This window comes from Gordonia sp. YC-XJ4, from assembly GCF_059511865.1.
Map to the genome: position 1 here is coordinate 2,751,015 of NZ_CM183447.1, position 25,292 is coordinate 2,776,306.

The following is a 25,292-nucleotide window of genomic DNA, read 5'->3' on the forward strand; positions in this document are numbered from 1 at the left end:
GGCCGGTGACCGGACCGGACGGCGGTGAGCCCGCATCCACCGGACCCGAGGGACACTTCCGACGGGTACGGCGGTGGCGTCCGCAGCGTCACGAGTCACGGGTCGAGAAGATGATCCGCGAGGCGACCGAGCGCGGCGAGTTCGACAATCTGCCCGGAATGGGTAAGCCGCTCAACCTGTCCGGACTCGATGACCCCGATTGGTGGGCCAAGCAGAAGATCCGCGACGAAGACCTCGACTCGACCGCACTGTTGCCACCCACCCTGCAGCTGCGCAAGGAGCGCGACACCTTCCCGGAGTCGTTGCGCGGCATCGCCGACGAAGGCGTGGTCCGGACGATCCTGACAGACTTCAACACCCGGGTGAAGCAGGACCGGTTGCGTCCGAGCGTGGGCCCGGCCTCACATCTGGTGTGCCGCACCGTCGACGTCGAGGAGATGATTGACCGCTGGCGGTTGTTGCGACACAGTTGACCGGCCAAAACCGTTTGCCCCCACCGATAGTGTGGTCGGCGTGTTGATGACCCTGGAAGTACGTGGCGGACCGGACGGCCCGGCGACCGACGTCGGGTACCTGCTGCACAAGCATCCCGATCGGGTACAGCGGTTCCCGACCAGCCAGGGCGTGGCCACCGTCTTCTACCCGATCGCCGACGACGACCGGTGCCGGGTCGCGATGCACGTCGACGGCATCGGCATCCGTCCGACGCGCGATTCCGGGACATCGCGATACGTCACCGCCGTCCCGTACGAAGCGTCCACCCGCATGGTGGTCGCTCTGGGCAAGGTGTTCGGTGACGCACTGGCCGGACGCTGCCACCAGCGGCCCGAGCTGGTCGACCGAACGTGGGACCTCACCGTGCGCGCCGCTGCGGTTCCGTGCCCCGGTGGCCCCGACAACGTGAGTGCCGAGGATCTCTTCGAGCCGCTCGGTTGGACCGTCGAGATGACACGCGAGGCGCTGGTGCCGGTGGAATGGGGGAATTCCGACCACGGGGTGCTCACCGTGCGCGGATCGTTTCGCGTCGTCGACGCCCTGCGGCATCTCGCCGTGCTCCTGCCGGTCCTCGCCCGCGACAAGCACTACTTCGTCGACGACGCCGAGATAGAGAAGTTGGTGCGGCTCGGTGACATGTGGCTGCCCGCTCACCCGCACGCCGCGGCCATCACCCGCGCCTACCTGAAGGATCTGCCAGGTTTGGCCGACCAGGCGATCACCATGGTGTCCGGATCGGGTGAGCCGACCCCCGACGTCAGCGAGCCGCGAAACCGGTTGTCGCACACAAGGGCCCAGGAGGTCATCGGACTGCTGTCGGCCTCCTGTGCGCGGTCTGTCCTCGATGTCGGGTGCGGTGAGGGGCGACTGTTGGCCGAACTGGCGGCGCAGACCCCGATTCCGAGGCTCGCCGGTGTCGACGTCGCAGCGGATGCACTGCACCGTGCGGCGCGACGGTTGGAACTCGTGCGGCAGGTCGAGCTCTGGCAGTCGTCGCTGATGTACGCCGATCCGCGCTGCTCCGGATATGACGCGGTGGTGCTGATGGAGGTCATCGAGCACATCGACCGAGGGCGGCTGCCGGTGGCGATGGCCTCGGTGTTCGACGACATGGCCCCGGCCACCGTCGTCGTGACCACGCCCAACCGCGAGTTCAATGCCCGTTACGGGTTGGCCGCCGGCGAATTGCGTCACCCCGATCACCGTTTCGAGTTCGACCGTACGGAGTTCGCCGACTGGTGCGCGGAGGTCTCGGCGGAGTTCGACTACACCCATGTCCGTGGCGGAATCGGTGACCGGGACGCCGAGGCGGGGTCGCCGACCCAGTACGCCGTGTTCACCCGCACCGATCCCGCGCGATCTGCGGAGGGAGTGACACCATGACCGTCCTCGAGATCCCCGACCTGTGCCTGGTGGTCATGGTGGGAGTGTCCGGCTCCGGCAAGTCCACCTTCGTTCGCCGTCACTTCGACACCACCGAGGTGCTGTCGTCGGATGCCTTGCGCGCCATGGTCGCCGACGACCCCACCGATCAGTCGGCCACCGCCGATGCCTTCGCGGTGCTCTCCGACGTCGCCGGACGGCGTCTGCGTCGCGGACTGTTGACCGTGGTCGACGCGACCTCGCTGCGTCCGGAGGACCGTCGGGTGCTGCTCGACCTCGCACGCGAGGCAGACGTCTTCGCGGTCGCCATCATCCTCGACGTCCCGCGCGGCGAGCTCACCAGGAGAGCATCGGTCACCGGTACCGACGAGGGGGTCCTCGCACGGCAGTACAACCTGCTGCGCAACAGTCGAAAAGTGCTGCGCAAGGAAGGGTTCCGGTACGTCCATCATCTCGACGGAGTCGCCGAGATCGACGCCGCCCAGGTCGTCCGAACACGCCTGTACCACGACAAGCGCGATCTGCACGGGCCGTTCGACATCATCGGCGACGTCCACGGATGTGCCACCGAACTCGTCGACCTGCTGCGCGCCCTCGACTGGGTGGTAGAGGTGGGTGACGATGGCCGGGTCCGCAGCGTCCCCGAACACCCGCAGGGCCGCACGGCGGTCTTCGTCGGCGATCTCGTCGACCGTGGTCCGGACAGCCCGCAGGTCATCGCGGTGGTGCGGGCGATGGTCGATGCCGGCCGCGCACTCTGCGTGCGCGGCAACCACGAGGAGAAGCTGGTGCGGTTGCTCCGCGCCGGACCGGGCAATGGGCGCGGTTCAGGTGGTGCCGAGATCCGCGCGCGACACGGCGCCGACCTGACGTTGGCGCAGCTCGCACAGACGACCGACGAGTTCCGCACCGAGGCAACGGAGTTCCTCGACGGTCTGATCACCCAGCTCGTGCTCGACGACGGACGACTCGTCGTCGCGCACGCGGGGCTCGCCGAGCGCTACCACGGACGCACATCGGGGCGGGTCCGCAGCGCGGCGCTCTACGGTGAGACCACCGGTGAGACCGACCGCTGGGGATTCCCGGTGCGGATCGACTGGGCCCGGAACTATCGCGGGCAGGCGCAGGTCGTGTACGGACACACTCCGGTACCGCAGGCGGCGTGGGTCAACAACACGATCTGCATCGATACCGGATGCGTGTTCGGCGGCGCGTTGACGGCGGTGCGTTACCCGGAGCGGGAGGTCGTGTCGGTGCCGGCACGGACGACGTACTTCGATGCCGGACGCCCGCTCGGTTACGGGCACAGCGCTGCCGACGACCGCGTGCGTGCACGGCTGAGCCTTGCCGACGTCGTCGGAAAGCGCTCCATCCGAACCGGATACGGGCCACCGGTGTCGATTCGCGCCGAGAATGCGGCGGCAGCACTCGAGGTGATGTCGCGATACTCCGTCGACCCACGATGGTTGCGTTACCTGCCGCCGACGATGAGTCCGATCGGCTCCGATCGCGACGATCTCCTGGAGAGTCCCGGCGCCGCATTCACGTTCTTCCGCGAGCAGGGCATCTCGAGAGTGATGTGCGAGGAGAAGCACATGGGGTCGCGCGCGATCATGGTGCTCACCGCCGACAAGGACACCGCGTTGCGCTGTTTCGGGGTGCGCGGTGGCAGTGGCGCTCTGTACACGCGTACCGGTCGGCCCTTCTTCGACGGCTCCGACGAGCACGCGCTCCTCGCGCGGGCGCGCACCGCGGCCACTGGGTTGTTCGACCGGCTGGACGCGACGTGGCTGATCCTCGACGCCGAGCTGCTGCCGTGGAACATCAAGGGCGAGAGCCTGGTTCGTGACGAGTTCGCCGAGGTCTCCGCGGCCGGCCGGGCCGAAAGCGAGGTGCTGCAGAGCGAACTGGCCCATGCACAGGCCCGCGGCCTGGCGCTGGACGCCGACCTCGACGCACTCGTGCGTCGTCGAGCCGACCTCGGCGCGTTCACCGACGCCTACGTGGGCCATGTGCACCCGGGCGCCGGAATCGACGACGTTCGCATCGCGCCATTCGAGGTGCTGGCCTGCGGGGGTGGCTCGGCAGGGGGGATGACCCTCGAGTCACGCTCGCACGCATGGCATCTGGACGCCGCCGCGACCCTCGCCGATGCCGACGACGGAGTGTTCACCCGAACCCGCCACCGCGTGGTCGACGTCGATGATCGGCGCTCGTGTGCGGCTGCGGAGCAGTGGTGGGCCGATCTGACATCGACGGGTGGCGAGGGGATGGTCGTCAAACCGTTCGCCAATGCGGTGCGCGACGCTGCCGGACGTTTGCCGCCGGCCGGGGTCAAGGTCCGTGGGCGTGAGTATCTGCGCATCGTCTACGGGCCGTCGTACCTCGATGACCTGGCGCGCTTGCGATCTCGCGATCTGCGGCACAAGCGGTCGATGGCAGGGCGTGAGTATCGGCTGGGCCGTGAGGCCCTGGCCCGCCACGCGGCGGGAGCCCCGCTCTGGCAGGTGCACGAGTGCGTCTTCGGGGTGCTGGCGTTGGAATCCGAGTCCGTCGACACCCGCCTGTGAATACTCACATCATGTGTTCGGGATGGACGTGGGTGGGCATCAGCTGCAGCATCGACATCCGGAAGGCCATCTCGCGGCGGTTGTCGACGAGTTCGGAATACAGGTCGGTGAGGGCGGCGTCGCCGAGATTGTGCGGCCCCACCACGCGATAACAGGAAGGGTTGAAGCTGCCGAACCACAGCTGGATGAACAGCTTCGGGTTGGTGAGCATCATCCGCATCGGGATCAGACACCCGATCTCACGCGCGAGCGCGTCGAGGTAGAGCACCTGGGACGGGATCGCTTCGGTGTGCCGAGGGCTCAATGCCGTCCAGTACTCCTCCCACTCCTTCTCACGCCCGATGCGTTCGTCGATGTCGGCGGGCGGGGTGAGTGTGCCGCTGAGCACCCGGGCGAAGTACCGCGCCTGCATCTCCGCGCACACCGGGATTCCGCCGGAGAACGGACGCACGAAGCCGATGAAGGCCACCGTGCCCTGGTGTTCCGGATGCAGGAAGTGCTTGTACAGGTTGCGCACGTTGCCGTCCTTGACCTGTAGGTCGCCGATCGACAACGACTCCTTGGTGAAACCGGTACACAGCACCACCGTGTCGAACTCGGCGGAGGTGCCGTCGCCGAAGGTGATCGCGGTGCCCTGCGAGTGCGTGAGCCCGCGGTCGTTGAGTGTCACCCGCCCGCTCACCAGGTGCGGGATGAAACTGACGTTCTTGCAGAAGATGGTGCGTTGTGCCCAGCTGCCGTCGGGATGCGACCGTCGATTCCAGGTCCGGATCAGTTCGAAGTTCGCGTCGTCGTGCACGGTGCCCACGTCGAGTTTGGGCGGGAACATCGGCTCGCCCATCGGATTCAGTGCGGACTTCGGTCGGCGGCGGGCGGGAACGAGTCGTTCGGTTGCCACCCGGACCGCGCCGAGCGCGGTCGTCACCACCCCGAGGACGACCGAGACCGCGAGGAACACGGCCTTGGCGATCGTGCTCGTTCCCCAGAACGTGTCGAGGACGAACGGCTCGTCGCTCGAGCGGCGCAGCATCTCGTGGTGGTGCGACCGGACGGTCCCGTGGTCGGTGGTGCGGTCGCCGTTCATGATCCGGGGCAGCAGGTAGTTGTAGGAGCGGATCGACAGCGTCGCCGCGGCGGCGACGTCACCCACCTCGCGCACGATGTCGGCACCGGACTCGGCGAGCCCGACGATCAGGACGCGTTTTCCACGAAAACGTTCGTTGTTGCGGTACTCGCTGGAGTGCACGATCTCCCCGGTGAATCCCTCGAGCTCGGCGATGTCGCGATTCGGCGTGGCGAACGGCCCCGAGCACACCGCGACCGCGTCGAACCTCTCGGCACGGACGGCTCCGGCGGCGTCTCCGGCGTCGCGTACATCGACCCGCCACGTCGTGCCGTCACGGGTGACATCGACGACCTCATTACCGGCTCGGATGTGCTCGAGCAGACCGAAACGTTCGGCGTATCCCTTCAGGTAGTCGAAATATTGTGCCCGCGAATAGAACTCGCGCTCACCCCGACTGCCGTCGCTGACGTGGGGATGATCGGAGTAGGCCATCAGCTTCATCGAGATGGTCAGCATCAGGGTGTCGTAGGCCTTCATCTGCGCGGCGTCCGCGCCGTCGGCGTCGCGCAGCCAGATCCCGCCGACATCCGGATTCTTCTCGAAACAGACCACCTCATGGCCTTCGTCGAGGAGTTGTTTGATGGTCGTGAGACCGCACGGACCGGCGCCGACCACGCAGACCTTCATGGATGTCCTTCGAGATGCGAGTCGGGGCCCTGCCGCCGACACCCGGCACCGGATTGGTGTTAGGCGAGGCTAACATTAGTTGCAGGGCGCCCTCAAACCGCGCGACGAACCGGGGACCAAGGTCCCGCGAGAACCATGATGGTCACGCCGATCAGGTGCGGCCGCGCATCGTTCGTCGTACGAGGGTGGTACGGGTGGGCTGATCGAGAGCCGCGAACACCCGGCGCATCGCGGCAAGGGTGCCCGTGAGATCTGCGCGTTCGCTCAGGTAGCTGCGCTGTGACTCGAGCGGCAACGCGAGAAAGGCGTCGAAGAACCGAACGGTTTGCACGGGGTCGAGACCCAGCAGGACCGCGGCCCCGCGCAGGCGCAGACGCCACACCTGCCGTGCACGCCACGGCCACAACACCTCCGAGGCGTCCTCGTCGTCGGCGACCGCCCGTGCTGCGGTGTCGGCCCACCGCAGCGCGGTCGCCACGCCGTATCCGGTGGTCGGATTCACGAATCCGCCTGCGGCGCCGAATCGCAGCGGCTCGAGACGCCACGGGGTGGGCGAGGCGACGAGCACCGGGAACGACACCCGCTCACGGTGCCGTGCGCCGTCGCCGGAAATGCCGTGGCCGGCCAGGCGGACGGTGAGGCGGTCGGCGAGTTCGGCGACCGGCAGGGCCGGGCGGCCGATCAGGCAGGTCTCCTCGAGGAGGATCGCGTCGTCGCCGACGGGTACGGCGTAGAGGAACGACGGTGCCGCGCCGCGGGGGCTCCACGGCGGACCGTGTCGCGGCGCTCGCCAGTCCATGAGGACCGCCTCGGCGCCGTCGAGGACCGGCGCCGCCTCGTCGCGTCCGACCACGATGCCGAATGCCGTCTGGCGCGGGGCTGCCCGGGCCGACGGGCCGTCGGCCGCCGCACCCCGACAATCGAACACCGTCCCGGCGCGATGGACGGTGCCGCCGTCGGTGATGACCCGGTCGGGGGCGACGTGCCGCGCCCGGGCCTCGACGACGTCGACGCCGTCGAGGTGCAGGCGTCGTTGCAGCCCGACCGTGTCGAAGACGCTGTAACCGCGTGGGATGTGACGCCGGTGGACCGCATGGGCGGCCACCGACGCCGTCCGTGCGGCGATCACCGAGTCGTCGAGCCATGCCGGTAGCTCGTCGGTCCACGCCGCATACGTTGCGGTCCATCGTCGTTCGACGCGCGAATCGATGAGCGTCACCGGCACGCCGTGATGGGCGAGCCGATGGGCCAGTGCCCGGCCGGAAGGTCCGGCACCGATCACGATCGCGGCCGGGCCCCTCACCCCAGCACCCTTACCCCAGCACCCTCACACCCGGCCCGCGCGACGTCACTCACACGGTGCCGGTGGCCATGAGGCCTCCGTCGATCCGCAGTGTCTCGCCGGTGATCCACGACGAGCCGTCGCCGGCCAGGAATGCTGCCGCGGCGGCGATGTCCTCGGTTTCGCCGAGACGTCCGAGTGGGTACCGCGCGACCGCCTTGGCCTCGTTGTCGCCGCTGATGAGCACGTCGGCGAACTTGGTCCGGACGATGGCGGGTGCGATGGCGTTGACCCGGATGCCCGCGGGTCCGAGTTCCCAGGCGAGTTCTTCGGTCAGCCTGATCAGCGCTGCCTTGGACGCGCCGTAGGCTGCGATCACGCCGGTCGACCGCAGCCCGGCCACCGACGCCACGTTGATCACCGCGCCTCCGTGCTCGGCCATACCCGCTCGGTATGCCTCCTGGACGAAGCCCAGCGCCGCAACCACGTTGGTGTCGAACGTCTTTCGGACGGCGTCGAGATCGGCGTCCATCAGCGGCCCCGCGGTCGGCGCGATGCCGGTGTTGTTGACCAGGATGTGGATCCCGCCGTTCGACACCGCCGCGGCCACGGCCTCTGCCCGGTGTGCGGCGTCCCCGGTGTTGCCGGGCGCCGCGGTGACCCGCGCGTCGGGGACCACGGTGCGAATCTGCGCAGCGGCGGCCTCGAGTGCATCGGGCTTGCGGCCGGTGATGACGACGGCGGCTCCGCGACGGGCGAGTTCGGTGGCGATGCCCAATCCGATACCCCGGCTGGAGCCGGTGACGAGAGCGGAACGACCGGTGAGGTCGGGTACGGGAAATGAAGTGGTGTCGGTCACAGGTGTCACCTTATCGACTTCTCGTCCGTCATCCGTGCGGCACCGTCGACACCTGCGAATTTGCTTAGGCTATCCTCATCACGAAGGGTATGGAACTGGGAAGCGAGGTGCGGTGAGGGTGAGGCCGACCGTCGGCGTCGTGATCCCCGTGTACCGGTGCGCGCCCTATGTTCGAGGCTGCCTCGAATCGGTTCTGGCGCAGACCTTTCCCGTCGACGAGATCGTGCTCGTCGATGACCGTGGGGGCGACGAATCGGTTCCGCTGGCCCAGCGGGTGCTGGCCGAGCACGGGCGCCCGCATACGCTCATTCGCCAACCCCGCAACGGCGGTCTGGGACGGGCGCGCAACACCGGGCTGGCGCAACTGGCGACCGATCTGGTCTGGTTCCTCGACAGCGACGATCAGGCCGACCCCGACTTCGTGGAACGCCTCGTCGACGCGATCGAGCGCCACGACGCGGCATTCGCCGTCACCCGTACGCGGCGCGTCGACGTCGACGGCAACGTCCTGCAGATCGACGAGGCGCCACCATCGGCCGAGGTGCTCACCGGAGAGCGCTATGCCCGCGAAATCCTCTGCGGCCGCGCGAAGGCCTACGCCTGTACCAAGATCTTTCGCCGCGAGATCCTCGGAACCCACCCGTGGGCACAGGATCAGGCCTACGAAGATGTTGCGACCAGCGTGCGGCTGGCATTGTCGGTGGACCGGGTGGCCACCGTGGCCGAGCCGCTGTATCGCTATCTATATCGGGAGGGCTCGTTGTCGACGGCCCTGAGTCCCTCGACGCTCGACCTCTTCCGCGTCGAAGCCGATGTGCGAGAACTGATCTGCGGCGCCGACCGCGGGGTGGACTGGTCCCGCGACTTCGTGGGCTTCCGTTACCGCGAGGTGCTGACGTCGGTGGCCCACGTCGCGATGCGGTCGGCGCATCACGGCCGGGCCGAACCGCCGCTGTATCGCACCGCGATCCGCCGGGTGCGCGCCGAGATCACCATGCGCGATCTGCCGACCCTGTGGGCCGGACGCCATCTGCGGGAGGCGAGATTCGCGGTGCTGATGAAGTTCGCACCGGGCCTCTACTCGGCGGTGTTGCGATGGCGCTGACCGGGCGGTCGGACCCACCGCTGGTGACGGTCCTGATGCCGGCGTACAACGCCGCCGACCACATCGAGGCGGCCGCGCGGTCGATTCTCGAGCAGGGTGTCGACGATCTGGAGCTCCTGGTGATCGACGACGGCTCCACCGACGGCGGTGCCGAGGTACTGCACACTCTCGACGAACCGCGCATACGTGTGGTGAGACAACCGAATTCGGGACTCGTGGCCGCCTTGAACCGGGGCCTCGACGAGGCCCGCGGGAGGTATCTGGCGCGCATGGACGCCGACGACATCTCGACCCCCGGCCGGTTGCAGTCGCAACTACGGTGGTTTCACCGGCATCCCGACGGGATCGCCTGCGGCACCGACTATGAATTGTTCGGATCGATGACCGGGCGCGTGCGGATGCCGCGTTCGGACAGGGCGTGCCGTCAGCGGCTGCTGCTGGCCGGAAGTCTGTGTGGCGCTTCGGTGATGATGCGCCGCGACGTCGTGACGGAGGCCGCGCTGCGATTCGATCCGCAGTTCGCCCACGCCGAGGATTACGAGTTCTACGCGCGACTCTCGGCGTTCGGACGGATCGGCAACGTCGCGTCGGTGGGTTATCGGTACCGGATTCATCCGTCGCAGGTGAGCAACCGGCACAGTGCCGAGCAACGGGAGGCGCATCTGGCGATTGCGGCCGCGCATGCGAACCGCACCGGTGTGCGAGCCCTGCCGGATCACGTTGTCCGCGACCTGCTGTGGCCCGAGGAGGCGGGGGTGGTGCGTACCGCGGTGATCAGCTCGGCGGCCGCAGCGCGGGCATTCCGGCGGAAGCCGGGCGTCCAGACCGCCCGGTTCTGTTCGCGTCGCGTCATCGAGGCGACGTTGGCTGCCCGACGTCGGTGACACCGGCGCCCGACCCGCCGGGTCCCGCGACCGGCGGGTCGTCGGTGCATTCGGTATGAGGCGTGTTCGCCGGCGTGTCGTGAAGCATCGCGCGCACCCCGAGGATCAGCGGTCTGGCGACCACCGCGAGGGTGATCACCACCGCGAGCAGTGAGGCGACCGCGACGCCGAGCAGCCCGAGCGGATCGAGCAGCACCCACGCACCACCGACGGTGGTGATCACCATGATCATCTGGGCGGCGACCATCAACCGCATCCGTCGTTGGAGCTGGGCGATCAAGAAGTAGGTCACCACAACGGTTTCCACGATCGATTCGACGGCCATGACGACCATCAGCGGACCCGCCGCGTGGAAGTAGTCGCGGCCGGCGAGCAGCAGCACGACCGGGCCGCCGATCGCCAATCCGGCCGCCACGACCCCGGTGACCAGTCCGAGCATGGTGCCCAGACGTCGTAATAGTGCCGGGCGGTCGGCGTCGGGCGCGGAGGCCTCGACGATGAACGCCGAACCGATCGACGCGCGCAGCATCCCGGCCGCCGAACACATCGTCCACGCCAGATTGAAGTAGGCGTTCTGGGTGGTGCCGGTCTTGGCGACGACGACCAGCGGCAACGCCAGCGGGGTCACCGACGACACCAGCATCAGGAAGAAGAAGGCTCCCTGGAACGACAACAGCTCGCGTCCTGCCGGTAGGTCGCGACGTTGGCCGCGACGAGCGATCGCGGTGCGGCAGACACCGAACACGAAGACGGCGGTGACCACGGCCGCCAGCAACGCCCAGGAACCGGAGATGGCCAGTGCCGACGGCACACCGGCCAGAACGACGATGGGGACGATCTTGATCGCCGAGAGCGTGATGTTCTTGACCGCGACGGCCGGAGCGCGCCGCAGGCCGGTGAGGATGGGGTCGGTGAGCGCGTAGAGCGCGAACACGACGACCATGGCGACGAAGGCGATTCGTTCACCGGTGCTGTGCAGGATTCGGTCTCCGAGTCCGACGACGACGAATCCGGTGGCGAGGACGACGCCGGTGGCCGCGGTCAGGAGATAACCGCCGACGATGTAGCGCAGGGCGGCGCCGCCCGCCACCGGCAGGAACCGCTGGAACGCACCGCCGAGGGACAGGCAGGCCAGAGAGGACAGCACGGTCGCCGAGCTGATCACCGCCGAGGCCCGGCCGACCTCGGCGGTGGGGAAGTGGTGCTCGGCGACGATCCAGTACACCAGTCCCAGCAGCCCGGTGCCCACTGAGCTGGCCATGAGGGCAGAAGCGTTGACCGTCAACCGATCCCGGGTGGCGAGCCGGCCGATCACGCGCGCACCCGAGTGGGCCGGTCGCTGCCTGTTGTGTCCCTGCCTGTCGTGTCCCCGTCTCTCGTGTCACCGTCGGGCAGGGGCCCGGTACGCCACGTCCAGCCCGAGGGCACCTTGCGGGCGAACAGGGCCGGGCCGTCGAGTGCGCGTCGCAGCGCCTCGACATCGAGATCCGGTGGTGAGACGCCGTCGGGGTCGGTCCAGTCGATGTAGTGCTGCCCGTGGATCGTCACGTCGCTGTGTACGCAGTCGGACTCGGGATGCCGATAGTTGTCGTGGACACACTCGGCGTAGTTCTGCCCGATGGCCGGCGCCCGAGCCGATCCCATGAGGATCGAGTGGAACACGATCTCGTCGGGGCACGAGGCGAACCGCAGATCCCGCAACCACCCCGGGTCGTCGGCAAGGGTGCGGGCGATGATCCCGATCGCCGCGTCGGTGAGCGACCACCAGTTGGACCCGCGGTAGAGGCGCCGTTCGATCGGCGGGCGCGGAATGCGACCGGACAATCGGCGCAGGCTCGGATGGTCGGGAAAGTGATACCGGTCGACGGTCGCGCGGTGCGGCCCGGAATCCAGTGCGCAATCGACGCGCAGGAACTCGACGTCGCCGGACCACGCGTCGATCAGCTGGGGCAGCGACCGAAGCAGCAGATCGGTCCCCGACAACAACGAATGACGATGGTAGACACGGCCGGAGCCCGTGGAGAGGGCAAGTAGCCGCAGGCTGGCCGACACCAGGCTGATGCCACCCCAGTTCACCCGAATGCGGTCACGCTCGGCGACGAACCGCACCGGATGCACCGCCTCGGGCAGTACGGCACGTACCGCCTCGTGAAACGGACGACTGTCGACGGCGCGATCGACGTGGGCATAGACATCGATCTGCGGATGATGTAGCGAGGCAACCAGATCGGCGAACAATGCGGGCTTGTCGTGCGCGGCGATGTACACCGCGAACCGGGGTGTCATACGTTCGCCCCGGTAAGGGCGTCGGTGACGATCTCCGCCGTCGCATCGACGTGCGGTGCGCGCAGGATCCCGTTGTGGTCGCCGCTGATGCGGTGCACGCCTTGGTGATCGGGCGCGATCACATCCCACCATTCGCCGGGATCGGGGTTGTCCTCGGCGAGAACGACGGTGACCGGGCCCGGCCAGGGGTGCAATCGATGCAGTAACGCCGAGCGTCGCCCGAGTTCGTGGAAGAGCGACCACTGGGCATCGGCCGGCCGCGGCCACCATCCGGCGGTGAGCAATGCCACCCGGGTACGCCACAGCTCCCACGTCGAACAGTGTTCTGCAGCAGCCTGTTCGGGATCGACGACATCGGATCCGGTTGCGGTGTCGGCGGTGTCGGCGGTGTCTGCAGTGTCGTCGGTGGATGCGGGCAGGTGGACCGGCAGACGACGCTGCAGCGGCCCGGTGAGTACGGTGTCGAGACACACGATGTGCTCGATCACCTCGCCGTCGTCGATGAGGATGCGCGCGACCTCCATGGCGATCACGCCACCGAGTGAGTGGCCGACGAATCGATAGGGGCCGTGGGGGCAGAACCGACGCACGTGACCGGCGAAACGTCGGGCGGCCCGCCGGATCGTCGGATCGGGGATGCCACGGTTCTCCAGACCATGGGCGTGGAGGCCGATGACGCGATACCCGGATAGGCGCCGCGCCAGGGGAGCGAAGGCCAGTGCCGACTCGCCGGCGCCGGCGAAGGCGAACACGATCGGGGTGTGAGCGGGGGAGCCGCCGGGATCGTTGCTTGCGGCGACATCGTCTGTTCCACGCAGATGGACCACGACACCGTCGGCGCTCATGGGTGCGCCTGCGTCGATGCGTGCGGCGAGGTCTCGCACCGTCGGGTCGGTGATCGGTGCGGACGGGGGCAGGCTCACCCCGAAGGTTTCCTCGACGCGTCGCAGGAGGGTCACCGCGGTGAGTGAATCGCCACCGAGCGCGACGAAGTCGTCGTCCGCCCCGATCCCGTCCGCCCCGATCCCGTCCGCCCCGATCCCGTCTGTCCCGATCCCGAGGAGGTCGGCATAGATCGGTGCCAGCAGCTTTTCGGTACCGGTGGCCGGTGGCATGTACGCGGGGCGCCGTCGGGGTGCGGGCAGTGCGCTGCGATCGACCTTGCCGCGCTCGGTGCGGGGGAGTTCGGGCAGAAGGACGATGTGGGTGGGGACCATCCAGGACGGCACAGCCCGGCCGATGGCGGTGCGCACCGTCGCGATCGCCGGGGCGCGGGCGGTCCGTGGCGGTGCGACGTATGCGACGAGTTCGGTGCGGCCCGCGGACTCTCGGGCGATGACCACGGCGTCGCCCACGCCGTCGGCGGCGCGGGCCGCGGCGGTCACCTCGCCGATGTCGACGCGGTAGCCGCGGATCTTCACCGTGTCGTCGCTGCGACCGAGCAGTGTGAGCCGGTCACCGACGACCCGCCCCATGTCGCCGGTGCGGTGACTGCGTACCGGCAATGCGGTGGGCACCCCTTGGTCACCGGTGCCGTGCGTCGCGAAGTCGACGAGCTCACCGTCGCAGAGGTATCCGCGTGCGAGATGGGGCGAGCGCACCTCGATCGCGCCGACCGCGCCGTCCGGGAGTGGTGTGCCGTGCTCGTCGAGCACGCGTATGTGTTTGCCCGCCGCGATGCGTCCGGCGGGCAGCGTGCCGGTCGGCAGCTCCCGGTCGGGTGTGAACGAGTTGAAGGCGAGGTTTCCGGTCTCCGACGAGCCGGACCGGTTCACGAAGGTGACCTCGGGCGTCAGTGCGCGCAGTCGGTCGACCTCGACCGCATCGAGCGCTTCACCACAGGTGGCCACCAGGTCGATGCCGCTCAATGCCTCGCCGGCGCCGGCGGTGTCGAGGACCGCCCGCAGCAACGCGGGGGACAGGTGTAGCGACTGTGGGCGGCGACCTCGAAGTTCGGCGACCAGATCCCCCACGCCGTCGATTCGCGGATCGAGTGTCCACAGCAACGCCCCGGCGAGCAGCGCGGTGACGGTGACGTCGAGCCCACCACCGAAGGTGGCTGGAAGTGCTTGTGCGACGACCGATCCCGGAACGATGCCCAGTTCGTGGGCGAGTTCGGTCGCCTGATGCAGCCACAGCTCGTCGCCCTGCCGGACGGCCTTGGGGGTGCCGGTGGAACCAGAGGTGTAGGCGAGCACCGCGCAGTCCACCCGGGGATGGCCGGGCACGAGGTCGGCTGTGGACATGGTGTCGGAGTCGGCGCTCCAGAGCAGTGCTCCGGTGTCGGCGAGGATGGTCGACACCCGTGACCGCGGGGAGGCGGCATCGACGGGAATCAACGGATGCGGGGAGAAGAGCACGGCGAGCATCGGCAGGAAGGTCGCCGCCGTACCGTCGACGACGACCGCGACCGGCCGGTCGGGATCGGCACAGACCTCGGCGAGAGTTGCCCGGAGGAGGCTCAGCTCGTCGTCGAGCTCGCGATAATCCCAGCACCGGTCGCCGATGCGCAGCGCGGATCGGTCGGCGTGGGCGGCGACGGCCGCGGCGAACCGATCGGCAAGGCGCTCAGCGTTCTTCACAGAACTCGGTGATGGGCAGCCCGACGTGGCGCGCTTCGGTGGGGACGTAACCCAGCAGCACGTCTCCGGGGGTGAGTTCGGTGACGTTGTTGACGCTGCCGCCGGGGCCGAGCAGGCGAACATGCCAATCGTCCTGCGCGATGACATTGATCGTCTTGCCGTCCGGACTCGTCGCAGTGATCGAGATCAGTGGGCGGCGTTCGATCTTCACCCGTCCGATCCGTACCTCGCGGGCCGAACCGTCCGAACGGACCGCGAGGATCGGCTGACCTGCGCGCAGTTCGCTGACGTAGCGGGTCCGGTTGTCGGGGGTGAGGACATAGGAGTGCACGGCACCGGCATTCCATCGGAACGGACGCGTCGGCATGTAGGGGAGTGGATGGGTCTCGCTGCAGGACAGGAACATTCCGCTCGCGAACGAACCGATGAGGCAACCCTCGTCCAACTCGAGCAGGGAGCACGTGTCGATGCAGGCCCGTTCGCCCATACCGATGTGCTCGACGCCGGTGATCGTCAGGTGGGACAGCTCGACCCGGTCGGCGGTCGGGGACAGGATCGTCGCGAGCGCGAGGACGTCGTCGGCGTGCCGAGGTGCGAGGAGCAGCCCGTCGGAGCCGTGTTCGAGAACGAGTTTCACGATCTCGGCGTCGGTGATGTCATTGACCACGGTCACCGTCTTGCCGCCGGAGTTCTCGGCGGCGGCGATCACGATCTCGAGTGGGATCTTGGTGGGATCGGTGAAGGTCAGAACGGTCCACGGGGTGACGCGCACCGCGTCACACGCCTGTGCCAGGGTGGGCGCATCGGAGACGGTGATGTGCAGGCCGGTCAGGGCGTCGGTGGCGGTGGTGGGATCGACCGCGTCGGCGTCGATGAGGACGAGGTCGGCCTCCGAGGCGGATACGCCATTGGCGGCGAACAGGATTCGACGCACGGTCGGTGGCAGATCGCTCAGCACCTGCGGGTCGTCGGCGACGATTCCGTCCAGACCCTGGTTGAGCGCGGCGGCGATGACCGCGTCGCGCACCGGTGAGTTCAGGCCCCGCACGTCGATCCACCCGAAATGCGTGGTGGCACGCGCAGCTCCGGTGGCGGCGGCGGGCACGATCTGGTCGGTGACGATGAGCTCGCCGGTGGCGGTGGACATGTCGGTGGTGGACACGGATGGATTCCTGTTCTGCTGACGGTGGTGACGCGCGACCGGAGGGCGTCGGCGCGGTGAAGTGGGTGGAAGTGTCGGACCGGGCCTGACCCGAACCAGGCCGGACTCGAACCCGAGCGATTCGGCTCAGGCCGATTCGAGCGCGGCGACGTCGGCGGGCGCTCCGGCGCGGGCCATCGCGGTGGTGCCCGCGCGCCGGTGCACCAGATCGGCCAGGCTGCTGGCCACCCGGAACGGGTCGGCGGCGTCGAAGATGTTGCGGCCGAAGCTCAACCCGGCGACTCCGCTGGTGAGCACCTCGGCGCCGAATTCGATGGCCTCGTCGTCGGTGCGACCCGGGCCGCCGGCGACGTAGATCGGTGCGGGGGTGGAGTCGACGACGGCCCGCATGACCTCTGCGGAGCCGGCGTAGTCGAGTTTGACCATGTCGGCACCGAGATCGGTGGCGATGGCCGCGAGATGGGCCAGCGTCGTTCCCGCCGGCTTGGCGGGGAGGGCCGGACCGCGCGCGTACATCATGGCCAGTAGTGGGACCCCGAGCGCGTCGCATTCCCGGGAGACGGCGGCGAAGTCCTGCAGTTGTCGTGTCTCGGTCGCGGAGCCGACGTTGACGTGCACACTCACCGCATCCGCGCCGATCCGCAGGGCGGCGTCGACATCCCCGACGAGTACCTTCGCGTCCTGGTCGGGACCGAGGGAAGTGCTCGCCGACAGGTGCACGATCAACCCCATGGTGGCGAATGCCGTCGAGGAGACCTGCTGTGCGCGACCTCGGTGGAGCACCACGGCATCACAGCCGGAATCGGCCAGCAACCGGACCATGCGTTCGGTGTGGTGCGTGGGGCCCAGCGGACCGACGGTGACCGAATGGTCCATCGGCACGATCTGGGATCGCATGGTCACCGGATCGGCGATGCGGGAGAGCCGAATAGCCTTGCCGCCCGTGGGATGTGGACGGCGATATCCATCCGGAAAGGTGTTCATCGGGTCTCCTGGCAGGCCTGGGTGGAACAACTACTTAGGCTAGGCTAGCCTGTGCGGTGATCGCAATTCGCCGCAGAAGGTGTGAAGTGCGGCACTCCGGCGAACCGGGCTTTGGTTAGGCTAACCTTTAGTCTACGCTAAGCCTAACTTCAGGTAGTTCGAACCGCAACGAGTGGGGACCCATGCAGGACAGCGCACGACCGGAAATCATTGGGCACGGTGACATTTCGCCCATCGGGCACGGTGACGTTTCGCCCATCGGGCATGGTGACGTTTCGCCCATCTCCGACGCGGCGGGCTCTCGTCCGAGCGTCTCGGTGATCATCCCGGCGATGAACGAGGCCAAGAATCTGCCCTATGTGGCTTTCCGGATGCCCGAGGGCATCGATCAGATCGTCTTCGTCGACGGCAACTCGGCCGACGACACCGTGGCGGTGGCCCGAAAGCTGTGGCCCGAGGCCACTTTCGTGACCCAGACCCGCTCGGGCAAGGGCAATGCACTCGCGTGCGGGATCGAGGCCTGCACAGGCGACATCATCGTGACGATCGATGCCGACGGCTCCACCGATCCGGCGGAGATCCCGCTGTTCGTGCAGGCGCTGGTCGAGGGCGCCGACCTGGCCAAGGGCAGTCGGTTCGTCGGCGCCGGCGGCAGCACCGACATCACCGCATTGCGACGGATCGGCAACAAAGCCCTCAACACCATCGTCAACGTCTACTTCCACACGAAGTTCACCGATCTCTGCTACGGCTACAACGCCTTCTGGGCGCGTCACGCCGAGCAGATCGAGTTGCCGCCCACCGGATATCGACGGGCGCAATGGGGGGACGGGTTCGAGATCGAGACCGTCATCAACGTTCGGTTGGCCACCGCCGGTCTGCGGATCACCGAGGTCGGCAGCTTCGAGGGGCCACGACTGCACGGGCGCAGCAACCTCAATGCCTACAGCGATGGCATGCGCGTGTTGCGCACCATCAACCAGGAGTTCAAGCACTGGCGTTCGCACCGGTCGGCGACGCGTCACGGAGTGCGCGCGGGTGCCGCGATCGAACTCGCATCCGACGAACTCGCGGGGTGATCGCCGCTCGCGCCGATCTGTCCGACGGGCCTGCACCGACCGGTCAGACGATCGCGAGAAGCTCGGCGGCACTGGTGGTCTCGGGTCTGGGAACCGCGGTTCTCGGGTTGGTCTACTGGGTCCTGGCCGGGCGCATGTACCCGGCGTCGGAGGTCGGAGCCGCTGCCGCGGTGATCACCACCGCCACCATGCTCTCGGCGTTCGGCAACCTGGGAATCGGCGCTTATCTCGAACGGTTTCTCCCGATTGCCGGTGAACGCAGCCTGACACTTCCGAGCCGAGGACTGCTGATCGGAGCGAGCTGCGGCGCGCTGCTCGGCTGCGGGTTCCTGATCGTCGGCCCGACGTCGGAGATGTTCGACGGCGCCGTGCAGATGTGGATGTTCCCGATCGTGGTGGTGGTCCTGTCGTCGTTCGCGATGCTCGACCACGTGAGCATCGCGATGGGACGCGCCGACTGGTCGGCCCAGAAGAACATCGTGCACGCGGTCGCCAAACTCGCCGCTGCGGCCGCGCTCGCACTGTCGGCCGACCGGCTCGGTCTCATCGGCAGCTGGGTGGTGACGGCGGCGATCGCGGCCGCTCTGCTGTGGTGGGTCGCTCGCCGCGAACTTCGGCTGCGTGCCGCCGATCTCGCGTCGACATCGATGGCGCTGCCCGCGTGGCGGACCCAACGCCGTTTTCTCGCAGGCAATTACGGCGTCTATGTGGCCGGCGCGATCACCCCGCTGATCCTGCCGCCGGTGGTGATCGCGCGGGTCGGTGCCGATCAGAATGCGTACTTCTCGATCGTGTGGTCTCTGGTGAGCGCGGTGCTGGTGCTGTTGACCATGCTGCTGGGCCCGTATGTGGCGGCGATGAGTGCCGACGATGCCGCACGGCCCGCGAATTCCCCGGTGTTGCCGAATTCCCCGGTGTCGCCGAATGTCCAAGTGGCCCTGCGTCGTACGCGGCAGTTCGTGGCCATTCTCGTCGGCGGAGCGATGGTGGCCGCGCTGGTCCTGATCGTGATCGGCCCGGTGTTCCTGCGGCTGGCCGGACCGGACTACGCCGCACACGGCACCGTCCTGCTGCGGCTCGGTGCCACCGCACTCCCGCTCGCGGCGGTGGGCCTGGCCTACGTCGGCATCTGCCGTGTGCGGTGCCGGCTCGGTCCGGCGTTGGCGGTTCAGGTGATCAGTGCCGTGACGATGCTGTCGTTGACCGCCGCGTGGATCGGCGATCACGGGCTGATCGCCGCGGGGTGGGCGATGATCATCGCCGAGGGCACCGCGGCCCTACTCGTCGCGGTGCCGCTCACACGCGCGGTGACGGGGCGCGCTCAGCTCGCTCCGAGCTGAGCGGCTCCCGGTGTCGGCGTGAGGTATCCGGCACTGGTGAACGCGGCGACGTCGTCGATGGGCGAATACACCGCCACCCAGTCGATCTCGACCTCACCATGCGTCGGACGTGGTTCGTCGGGTGAGCATGTCGCCATACCCCAGTCGGCTCGACGTTCACACGCTCCGGCCTCGACCTGCATGCCGAGCCACATCGGCACCGACGGCACCATCACCGGATCACGGACCTCCGCCCACACCCGGCCGTCGAGCAGGTACCGGATCAGCCCGGGCAGCCACTCGACGCCGACGGTGTGCCAGTCGCCGAAGTCGCCGCTCACCTCGGCGTGGGCTTTCTTGTTGTCCCCGTCCCGGTTTCGGGCGTCGACCCAGTGCACGAACGCCGACATCTGATCGCGCCGGGAGGCGATGGATTCGGCGAAGTCGATCTCGGGCGGCCATTGTTCGTCCTTGGGCCACAACAGCATGTGATAGGAGAGATCGGCGCTGTCGGTGGCCCGCATCCGCACCTCCCACCGCCCGTAGGTCTGGGTGACCGGATAGTTGGAGACGCCACCGGTCACCCAGCCCGACGTGGTCTTCTCGCCCAGGAGTCGCAGCACTCCGTCGTGCACGCGCACCATCGACGCATCCCACCGGCCGACGGGATTGCCGCCCGGCGACCCGGAATAGGTACTCCAGCGATTGCCGAGGTCACATCGATCGAAGGTGTCGACGAACTCGCGCTTCCACAATCGTCGGTCTTGGGCGGTGGGCGTGGTGCCCGCGCCGTCGACCCCTGAGCCGACGCAGTTGGTCGTCTGCGCGGCGTTGTGCATCGGGTCGCCCGACGCCGGTTCGCATGCGGCGACGCCGGCGATCAGCGTGGCGCCCAACGCAATCGGCAGCAGCCGCGGGCGTTGTGATCCTGGTCGTTTCCGCCGGGGCCGTCTCACAGCGCCATCACCGCGAGGCGCTGCACGGTCAGGCAGGCGGCGACCACGGTGCACGCGGCCACCAGGATGGTCACCCGATGTGCCAGGCGACCCCGGCCCGTCGTACCCGATGCGGGGACCTGGAATTCGCGAAGTGCCGCGCCCACCACGAGCAGCACGGCGCCGGCGACGAACGCGGCGATGGTGAGATTCATGATGTCGGTCCGTTCTTCACGTTGCGGAGGATCTGCACGCTCGGGGTGTTGACCGTGACCCGGAAGCGTCCGGTATCGACGACCTCGTCGATCTGTTGACGTAACCACGACGGGTCCTGGCCGTACTGGAGCACGAGCATCTGGATCCCCTGGTTGGTGATGTAGACGAAGTCGGGATCGCGCTGCTCGGTGCACAGTGCGATGTTGTTCAAACAGGGATAGGAGTCGATGAACGCGAACTTCGGGCCGTGTGGGTCCAGAGTGCGACGAATGCCGACCGAGTGTGGGGCGTGGCTGAAACTCATGACCAGCGAATCCGGGGGAATCGTCGCCATGAACTCGTCGGTGAGCACCACCTCGTCGCGGGTGGACGCCTCGAATGCAGTGTTCAATCCGCGGTTGGTGGTTTCGAGGACACCGACGGCAAACACCGCGACGCATAACACCATCGACGTCAGCACGGTCAGACGTGACGATCCCGGTCGTCGGCGACGGGCCATGTCGATCCGGTGGCCGACCCAGGCCAGGGTCAGGGCGACGAACGGCGCGAGCACGGGTGAGGCGAGCAGGAAGCAGCGGATGATCATCTCACCGCCGTAACTCTGCAGTGCCACCAGCAGAAACGGTGCGGCACAGAGGAGTCCGGCGATCAGCCGCGTTCGCTTGGCCCGCCAGACGAACCAGCCGATGAGGCCGATGAGGGCGAATCCACCGGAGGCCATCATGCGCAGATACTGCATTCGGGTGTAGGTGGGATCGCCGCTGAGTCGATCACCGACGCCGGCCTCCACCGACTGGCCGACCTTGCCGACCTCCTCGACGAGGGACCGCAGGTGACCAAGCCAGAAGTCGGTGGCGCCGTAAGAGAACCACGCGGCGAAGATCAGGCCGGCCGCCAGCCATAGCGTGCGGTAGCGGGTGGTTCCGGTCGCCGCGAACGCCGCCAACGCCACGATCGTGAGGATCGGGGTCATCTGATGGGAGACGGTGCCCGCTGCCACGATGACGACGAGGATCGCCTCGAGAGCCAGGGTGCGTCCCGCGCCGATGCCGGGTACGCGACCCGGGGTGCGTCGAAACGCGGTGAGCACACGCTGAATTCGCCCCTGTCCCAAGTCGGGGAGCGGTGCCCGACGCAACTGCCACAGCAGGGTCGCGAGGATGGCGGTGTAACCGATCAGGGCCATGGCCTGCGGTGCGAAGTAGTCCTGCTGATACCAGTTGAAACCGTGGTAGAGCAGCACCGACATCCACGCCAGGCGGGCGCGGCCGGTCACCGCGATCGCGATGGCGTAGACGCCGAAGGACATCACCACACCCGACACCAGTGGTGCCCACACCAGAACGCCGGTGACGTCCGGTAATCCGGCCGCGGTCTGGACGTGGGCGGCCATGCTGAAGAATCCGGCCCAGCTGAATCGGGCGTCGATCTGATCGGGGAGCGCGTGACCCTGGGCGAGGATGCTGATGAAACCGCGGTGGACGAAGGACGTCGGGATCGATGTCTCGCCGGTGGCAGCACCGACGAGCATTCCGTTGTAGACGACGGCGAGCACCGTCGAGACCGACAGCACCAGCGGGTCGAGGCGTCGGGCGCCCAACGCGGCGACGATCACCACCGCGAGCAGCGCGAGCCCGACGAAGAAGTAGGCGTCCACACCTGCGATGACGCCGAATCGACCGACCCGCAGCACATCCAGTGACACGGCGGACACGACGAACAGCGCCAGTGCCACCGCCAGTGCCACGAGGCTCCGCGCCCGGCTGCGGGTCCACGTTCGACGACCGAGCCGCCAGGTTCCCGACCGGGTCGCCGCGGGCAGGGTGCGCCAGGTCCAGAGACACACCGCAAGTGTGGCAACCATCAGAATCGCTTGCGTGCGTAGCGGACTCCACCATTCCGCGATCATCGTGGTCTGCGCCGCCAGTACGGTGACCGACAAGGAGATCGCCGCGGCGAGAATCGCCGACAACGCGCGGCCGGGGATGCGCAGTGCGATGACCAGTGGCAGGCCGGGCAGGGTGAGGACGCCGGCGAAGACGAGTACCGCGCGCACCCCGGCGCCGGCGACGTCGAGGTCGACCGCGGCGGCGATGTCGAGGAGGAGCAGCACCACCGCGAGGACCGCAGCCACCGACAGCGCTGCCCGCGGTGGGAAGCCGTACCCGACCGAGTGGCGATCGGTTCCGGTCGCGGCCTCGGATCGGTCTGTGGTCAGCGTCATACGGTCGATCCCGTCGGATGTGCACCGGCGTGGCCGGTACCGGTGCCGGGCATCGCCCGGCCGCGGCAGCGACGGTGGCCGCGCAAGAACAGTGCAGGTCCGGCGAAATAGCCGCGCCGTTCGAGTGTGCGCAGTTCGTCGGGCCATTGTTCCCGGGCGAACGCCGAGACATTCTCCGACCCGGGCACCAACAGCGCGCGCAGACCCGCGGGAATACGCCAGGCCAGGGCCAGGCCGTGCCGGGACAACGCCAGCTTGGTCAGCGACGCCGACATCCCGGTGCCGTATCCGTAACTCTGCGTGCGCAACTCGGCCATGTTGTCGCGGTGGTAGTGCGTCACCACGGCGTCCGGGCGGTACGCGATCGCCCATCCGGAAAGGATGACCGAACGCATCAGGTCGAGGTCCTCACCGCCGCGCGACGGGGTTCCCGTTCCGAGGCGTTCGTCGAACACCCCGGTGTGCGGCAGGATCTCGGCTGCGAGCGCCAGATTGTTCCCGCTGCCCAGCTGGCCCGCGGTGTAGGGAAAGAAGAAGTTGTGCTCGCCGGCAACGCCCGCCGCGACGTGTGTCGGATGCGGGCGCAGCGCCCACACCGTGAGGTCCTCGCCTTTGTCGAAGACCCGGGCGTCCTCGAACATCTGCTGCAACTCGGTGAGGGACTCCACGCCGACAACGCGGCCGGTCACGGCGCCGATGGTGCCGGTGGAATCGCGCACGAAGGTCTCAACGATCGTCGAGACCCAGTCCGGACGTGGTTGGGCGTCGTCGTCGGTGAACGCGATGATTCGTCCCGTCGCCGCGGCGATACCGGCGTTGCGGGCCGCGGAGATGCCCGGAAACGGTTCGTCGACCACCCGCAGCCGCGGATCGTCGAAGTCGTCGAGGATCTGCCGGGTCCGCCCGGACGCCGGACGGTTGTCCACGACGATGACCTCGATTGGTGAATGATCTTGGGCGAGAACGGCTCTCACCGTGTCGGTGAGGAGGTCGCGACCGATCGTCGGGATGACCACCGACACCGTGTCGGTGCCGGTGTACGGAGCCCGCGCGGCCGACACCGGGCCACCGCCGCGCCGGGCCGACACCGTACCGGCAGCGGTCACCGCCACGCCGAGCACCATCACGAGTACCCGCGCGAGCGCCCCGAGATCGCCGCGCAGCAGCTGAGCGAGGTAACGCAGGACCCCGGTGGGGATGGTCCGCAGGACGTAGGAGGTCTCCGCCGAGAACGCGTCGGTCGCGCCGGCCATCCGGCGCAACACGGCCTTCGACCGGCCCTCGTGCAGACAGCGTCGCAGGAAGTACCGCAGAGTCGCGCGGGACTCGGTGACCGAGTGGTCGACCGCGAATCCGGCCCTCCGCACGATCCGACCGTCGGTGAACCGGCGGTGCAACTCGATGCCCATCAGCGTCTCCTCGCAACCGACCGGCAGATCCCCGACGCGCCCGAGTTCGCCGGCGAAGCCGCCGATCTCGACCAGTGCGGTACGCCGGACGGCCATCGCGGCGCCGATCGGATTGCGGATGTCGGCACCGTCGGGGGCGATACCCCGATAGTCGCAGCCGACCACCCAGCCGAACTCGTCGGGAAACCAGCCGGGAGCGCCGATGCCCGACCAGGCGGCCTCGACGCGCCCGCCGATGGCGAGGAGCGACGGGTCGCGGAAGGCTCGACGCACATCGGCGAGCCCGCCCGGCCGCAGCACCGCGTCGTCGTCGAGGAAAACCACGAGATCTTCTGTCGCGCACCGCAGGCCGGTGTTGCGGGCACCGGACAACCCACGGGTCTGTCCGTTGGGCACGACATCGATGCGTGCCGGGCGGTCGTGGACCAGGGTTTTCACCCGGTCCCCGAGCGCGTCGTTGTGGTCGGTGACCACCACGAGACGATCGGCGGGATGCAGTTGTGCGGTGACCGCATCGATCGCGCGTGTCAGCAGCGTCATGCGGTCGTCGGTGTAGCAGCAGATGACGACGCAGATGCCGTCGTCGTGCGGATGGGGATCATGCGGATGGGGTGAGGTCACCGGGTGTACTCCCTCGAATCCGGTCGGGTCGGGCTCGCGGATTCCGTGCCGCAGAGGGATTCGGTGCCGCTAAGGTGAGCCTAAGCTAGTGTAGTAGACCCTAACCCGGCGTCCCAATCGGCCGTCCGATGTTGGCACCGCGTG

General features: G+C 68.2%; 19 protein-coding genes and 1 pseudogene. 7 read left to right on the forward strand and 13 right to left on the reverse strand.

The window, feature by feature from the left end:
* Positions 1 to 5 precede the first annotated feature (5 nt).
* The 3 genes from AC5ZH6_RS12215 to AC5ZH6_RS12225 are packed head-to-tail and all read left to right on the forward strand — an operon-like array spanning position 6 to position 4,448.
* Positions 6 to 473 (forward strand): DnaJ family domain-containing protein, encoded by a 468-nt coding sequence (locus AC5ZH6_RS12215; protein ID WP_006370321.1) that lies wholly within the window; start codon positions 6 to 8, stop codon positions 471 to 473.
* A 40-nt stretch (positions 474 to 513) separates the two neighbouring features.
* Complete coding sequence (locus tag AC5ZH6_RS12220) at positions 514 to 1,878, forward strand: 3' terminal RNA ribose 2'-O-methyltransferase Hen1 (RefSeq protein ID WP_288337539.1); 1,365 nt, start codon at positions 514 to 516, stop codon at positions 1,876 to 1,878.
* Entirely contained in the window at positions 1,875 to 4,448 is a 2,574-nt protein-coding gene (locus AC5ZH6_RS12225) for a polynucleotide kinase-phosphatase (RefSeq protein WP_288337540.1), read from the forward strand. Before AC5ZH6_RS12220 ends, AC5ZH6_RS12225 begins: the two co-directional genes overlap by 4 nt.
* A 4-nt stretch (positions 4,449 to 4,452) precedes the next feature.
* Here AC5ZH6_RS12225 and AC5ZH6_RS12230 read toward each other — a convergent pair whose 3' ends face one another.
* From AC5ZH6_RS12230 to AC5ZH6_RS12240, 3 genes are all read right to left on the reverse strand, one after another.
* Positions 4,453 to 6,201: a flavin-containing monooxygenase gene (locus tag AC5ZH6_RS12230; protein ID WP_288337541.1), complete on the reverse strand. Its 1,749-nt coding sequence runs from the start codon at positions 6,199 to 6,201 to the stop codon at positions 4,453 to 4,455.
* A 151-nt stretch (positions 6,202 to 6,352) separates the two neighbouring features.
* Positions 6,353 to 7,504, reverse strand: coding sequence for a lycopene cyclase family protein (locus tag AC5ZH6_RS12235; RefSeq protein WP_014359961.1), 1,152 nt, complete (start codon positions 7,502 to 7,504; stop codon positions 6,353 to 6,355).
* A gap of 49 nt (positions 7,505 to 7,553) precedes the next feature.
* Positions 7,554 to 8,342: an SDR family oxidoreductase gene (locus AC5ZH6_RS12240; RefSeq protein ID WP_006370326.1), complete on the reverse strand. Its 789-nt coding sequence runs from the start codon at positions 8,340 to 8,342 to the stop codon at positions 7,554 to 7,556.
* A 118-nt stretch (positions 8,343 to 8,460) separates the two neighbouring features.
* Here AC5ZH6_RS12240 and AC5ZH6_RS12245 point away from each other — a divergent pair, with 118 nt between their 5' ends.
* Both AC5ZH6_RS12245 and AC5ZH6_RS12250 read left to right on the forward strand, forming a co-directional pair.
* Positions 8,461 to 9,447 carry a glycosyltransferase family 2 protein gene (locus AC5ZH6_RS12245; RefSeq protein WP_020171389.1) on the forward strand — a complete coding sequence of 329 codons (987 nt, stop codon included), beginning with the start codon at positions 8,461 to 8,463 and terminating at the stop codon, positions 9,445 to 9,447.
* Positions 9,438 to 10,331 (forward strand): glycosyltransferase family 2 protein, encoded by an 894-nt coding sequence (locus AC5ZH6_RS12250; RefSeq protein ID WP_006370072.1) that lies wholly within the window; start codon positions 9,438 to 9,440, stop codon positions 10,329 to 10,331. Before AC5ZH6_RS12245 ends, AC5ZH6_RS12250 begins: the two co-directional genes overlap by 10 nt.
* Here AC5ZH6_RS12250 and AC5ZH6_RS12255 read toward each other — a convergent pair.
* The 6 genes and pseudogenes from AC5ZH6_RS12255 to AC5ZH6_RS12280 all read right to left on the reverse strand — a co-directional run bounded on the left by AC5ZH6_RS12255 (position 10,297) and on the right by AC5ZH6_RS12280 (position 17,345).
* Positions 10,297 to 11,592 (reverse strand): lipopolysaccharide biosynthesis protein, encoded by a 1,296-nt coding sequence (locus AC5ZH6_RS12255; protein WP_231386675.1) that lies wholly within the window; start codon positions 11,590 to 11,592, stop codon positions 10,297 to 10,299. The two genes, AC5ZH6_RS12250 and AC5ZH6_RS12255, sit on opposite strands and share 35 nt — an antisense overlap.
* A gap of 50 nt (positions 11,593 to 11,642) precedes the next feature.
* On the reverse strand, positions 11,643 to 12,617 hold the full coding sequence (locus AC5ZH6_RS12260) for a beta-1,6-N-acetylglucosaminyltransferase (protein WP_020171387.1): 975 nt from the start codon (positions 12,615 to 12,617) through the stop codon (positions 11,643 to 11,645).
* On the reverse strand, positions 12,614 to 14,092 hold the full coding sequence (locus tag AC5ZH6_RS12265; protein ID WP_370530213.1) for a thioesterase domain-containing protein: 1,479 nt from the start codon (positions 14,090 to 14,092) through the stop codon (positions 12,614 to 12,616). Before AC5ZH6_RS12265 ends, AC5ZH6_RS12260 begins: the two co-directional genes overlap by 4 nt.
* A 105-nt stretch (positions 14,093 to 14,197) precedes the next feature.
* A pseudogene (locus tag AC5ZH6_RS12270) lies at positions 14,198 to 14,986 on the reverse strand (AMP-binding protein); the annotation flags it as partial.
* Positions 14,987 to 15,185: 199 nt separating this feature from the next.
* Positions 15,186 to 16,346, reverse strand: coding sequence for a 3-dehydroquinate synthase II family protein (locus AC5ZH6_RS12275; protein ID WP_026920144.1), 1,161 nt, complete (start codon positions 16,344 to 16,346; stop codon positions 15,186 to 15,188).
* A gap of 141 nt (positions 16,347 to 16,487) precedes the next feature.
* Entirely contained in the window at positions 16,488 to 17,345 is an 858-nt protein-coding gene (locus AC5ZH6_RS12280) for a 2-amino-3,7-dideoxy-D-threo-hept-6-ulosonate synthase (protein WP_014359968.1), read from the reverse strand.
* Between the two features lie 182 nt (positions 17,346 to 17,527).
* On the opposite strand from AC5ZH6_RS12280, the gene AC5ZH6_RS12285 reads away from it, so the two are divergent.
* Positions 17,528 to 18,424: a glycosyltransferase family 2 protein gene (locus AC5ZH6_RS12285; protein ID WP_020171385.1), complete on the forward strand. Its 897-nt coding sequence runs from the start codon at positions 17,528 to 17,530 to the stop codon at positions 18,422 to 18,424.
* Complete coding sequence (locus AC5ZH6_RS12290; RefSeq protein WP_288337543.1) at positions 18,421 to 19,764, forward strand: lipopolysaccharide biosynthesis protein; 1,344 nt, start codon at positions 18,421 to 18,423, stop codon at positions 19,762 to 19,764. Before AC5ZH6_RS12285 ends, AC5ZH6_RS12290 begins: the two co-directional genes overlap by 4 nt.
* On the opposite strand, the gene AC5ZH6_RS12295 is transcribed toward AC5ZH6_RS12290, so the two are convergent.
* From AC5ZH6_RS12295 to AC5ZH6_RS12310, 4 genes are read right to left on the reverse strand one after another with little or no spacing between them, the layout of a single operon-like run.
* Positions 19,746 to 20,699, reverse strand: a complete 954-nt coding sequence (locus tag AC5ZH6_RS12295) for a glycoside hydrolase family 16 protein (protein WP_288337544.1) — start codon at positions 20,697 to 20,699, stop codon at positions 19,746 to 19,748. The two genes, AC5ZH6_RS12290 and AC5ZH6_RS12295, sit on opposite strands and share 19 nt — an antisense overlap.
* Complete coding sequence (locus AC5ZH6_RS12300; protein ID WP_079929657.1) at positions 20,696 to 20,893, reverse strand: hypothetical protein; 198 nt, start codon at positions 20,891 to 20,893, stop codon at positions 20,696 to 20,698. Before AC5ZH6_RS12300 ends, AC5ZH6_RS12295 begins: the two co-directional genes overlap by 4 nt.
* Positions 20,890 to 23,118 carry a hypothetical protein gene (locus AC5ZH6_RS12305; protein WP_288337546.1) on the reverse strand — a complete coding sequence of 743 codons (2,229 nt, stop codon included), beginning with the start codon at positions 23,116 to 23,118 and terminating at the stop codon, positions 20,890 to 20,892. The genes AC5ZH6_RS12300 and AC5ZH6_RS12305 overlap by 4 nt, the downstream gene beginning before the upstream one ends.
* Positions 23,115 to 25,148, reverse strand: coding sequence for a glycosyltransferase family 2 protein (locus AC5ZH6_RS12310; RefSeq protein WP_014359974.1), 2,034 nt, complete (start codon positions 25,146 to 25,148; stop codon positions 23,115 to 23,117). Before AC5ZH6_RS12310 ends, AC5ZH6_RS12305 begins: the two co-directional genes overlap by 4 nt.
* Positions 25,149 to 25,292 lie beyond the last annotated feature (144 nt).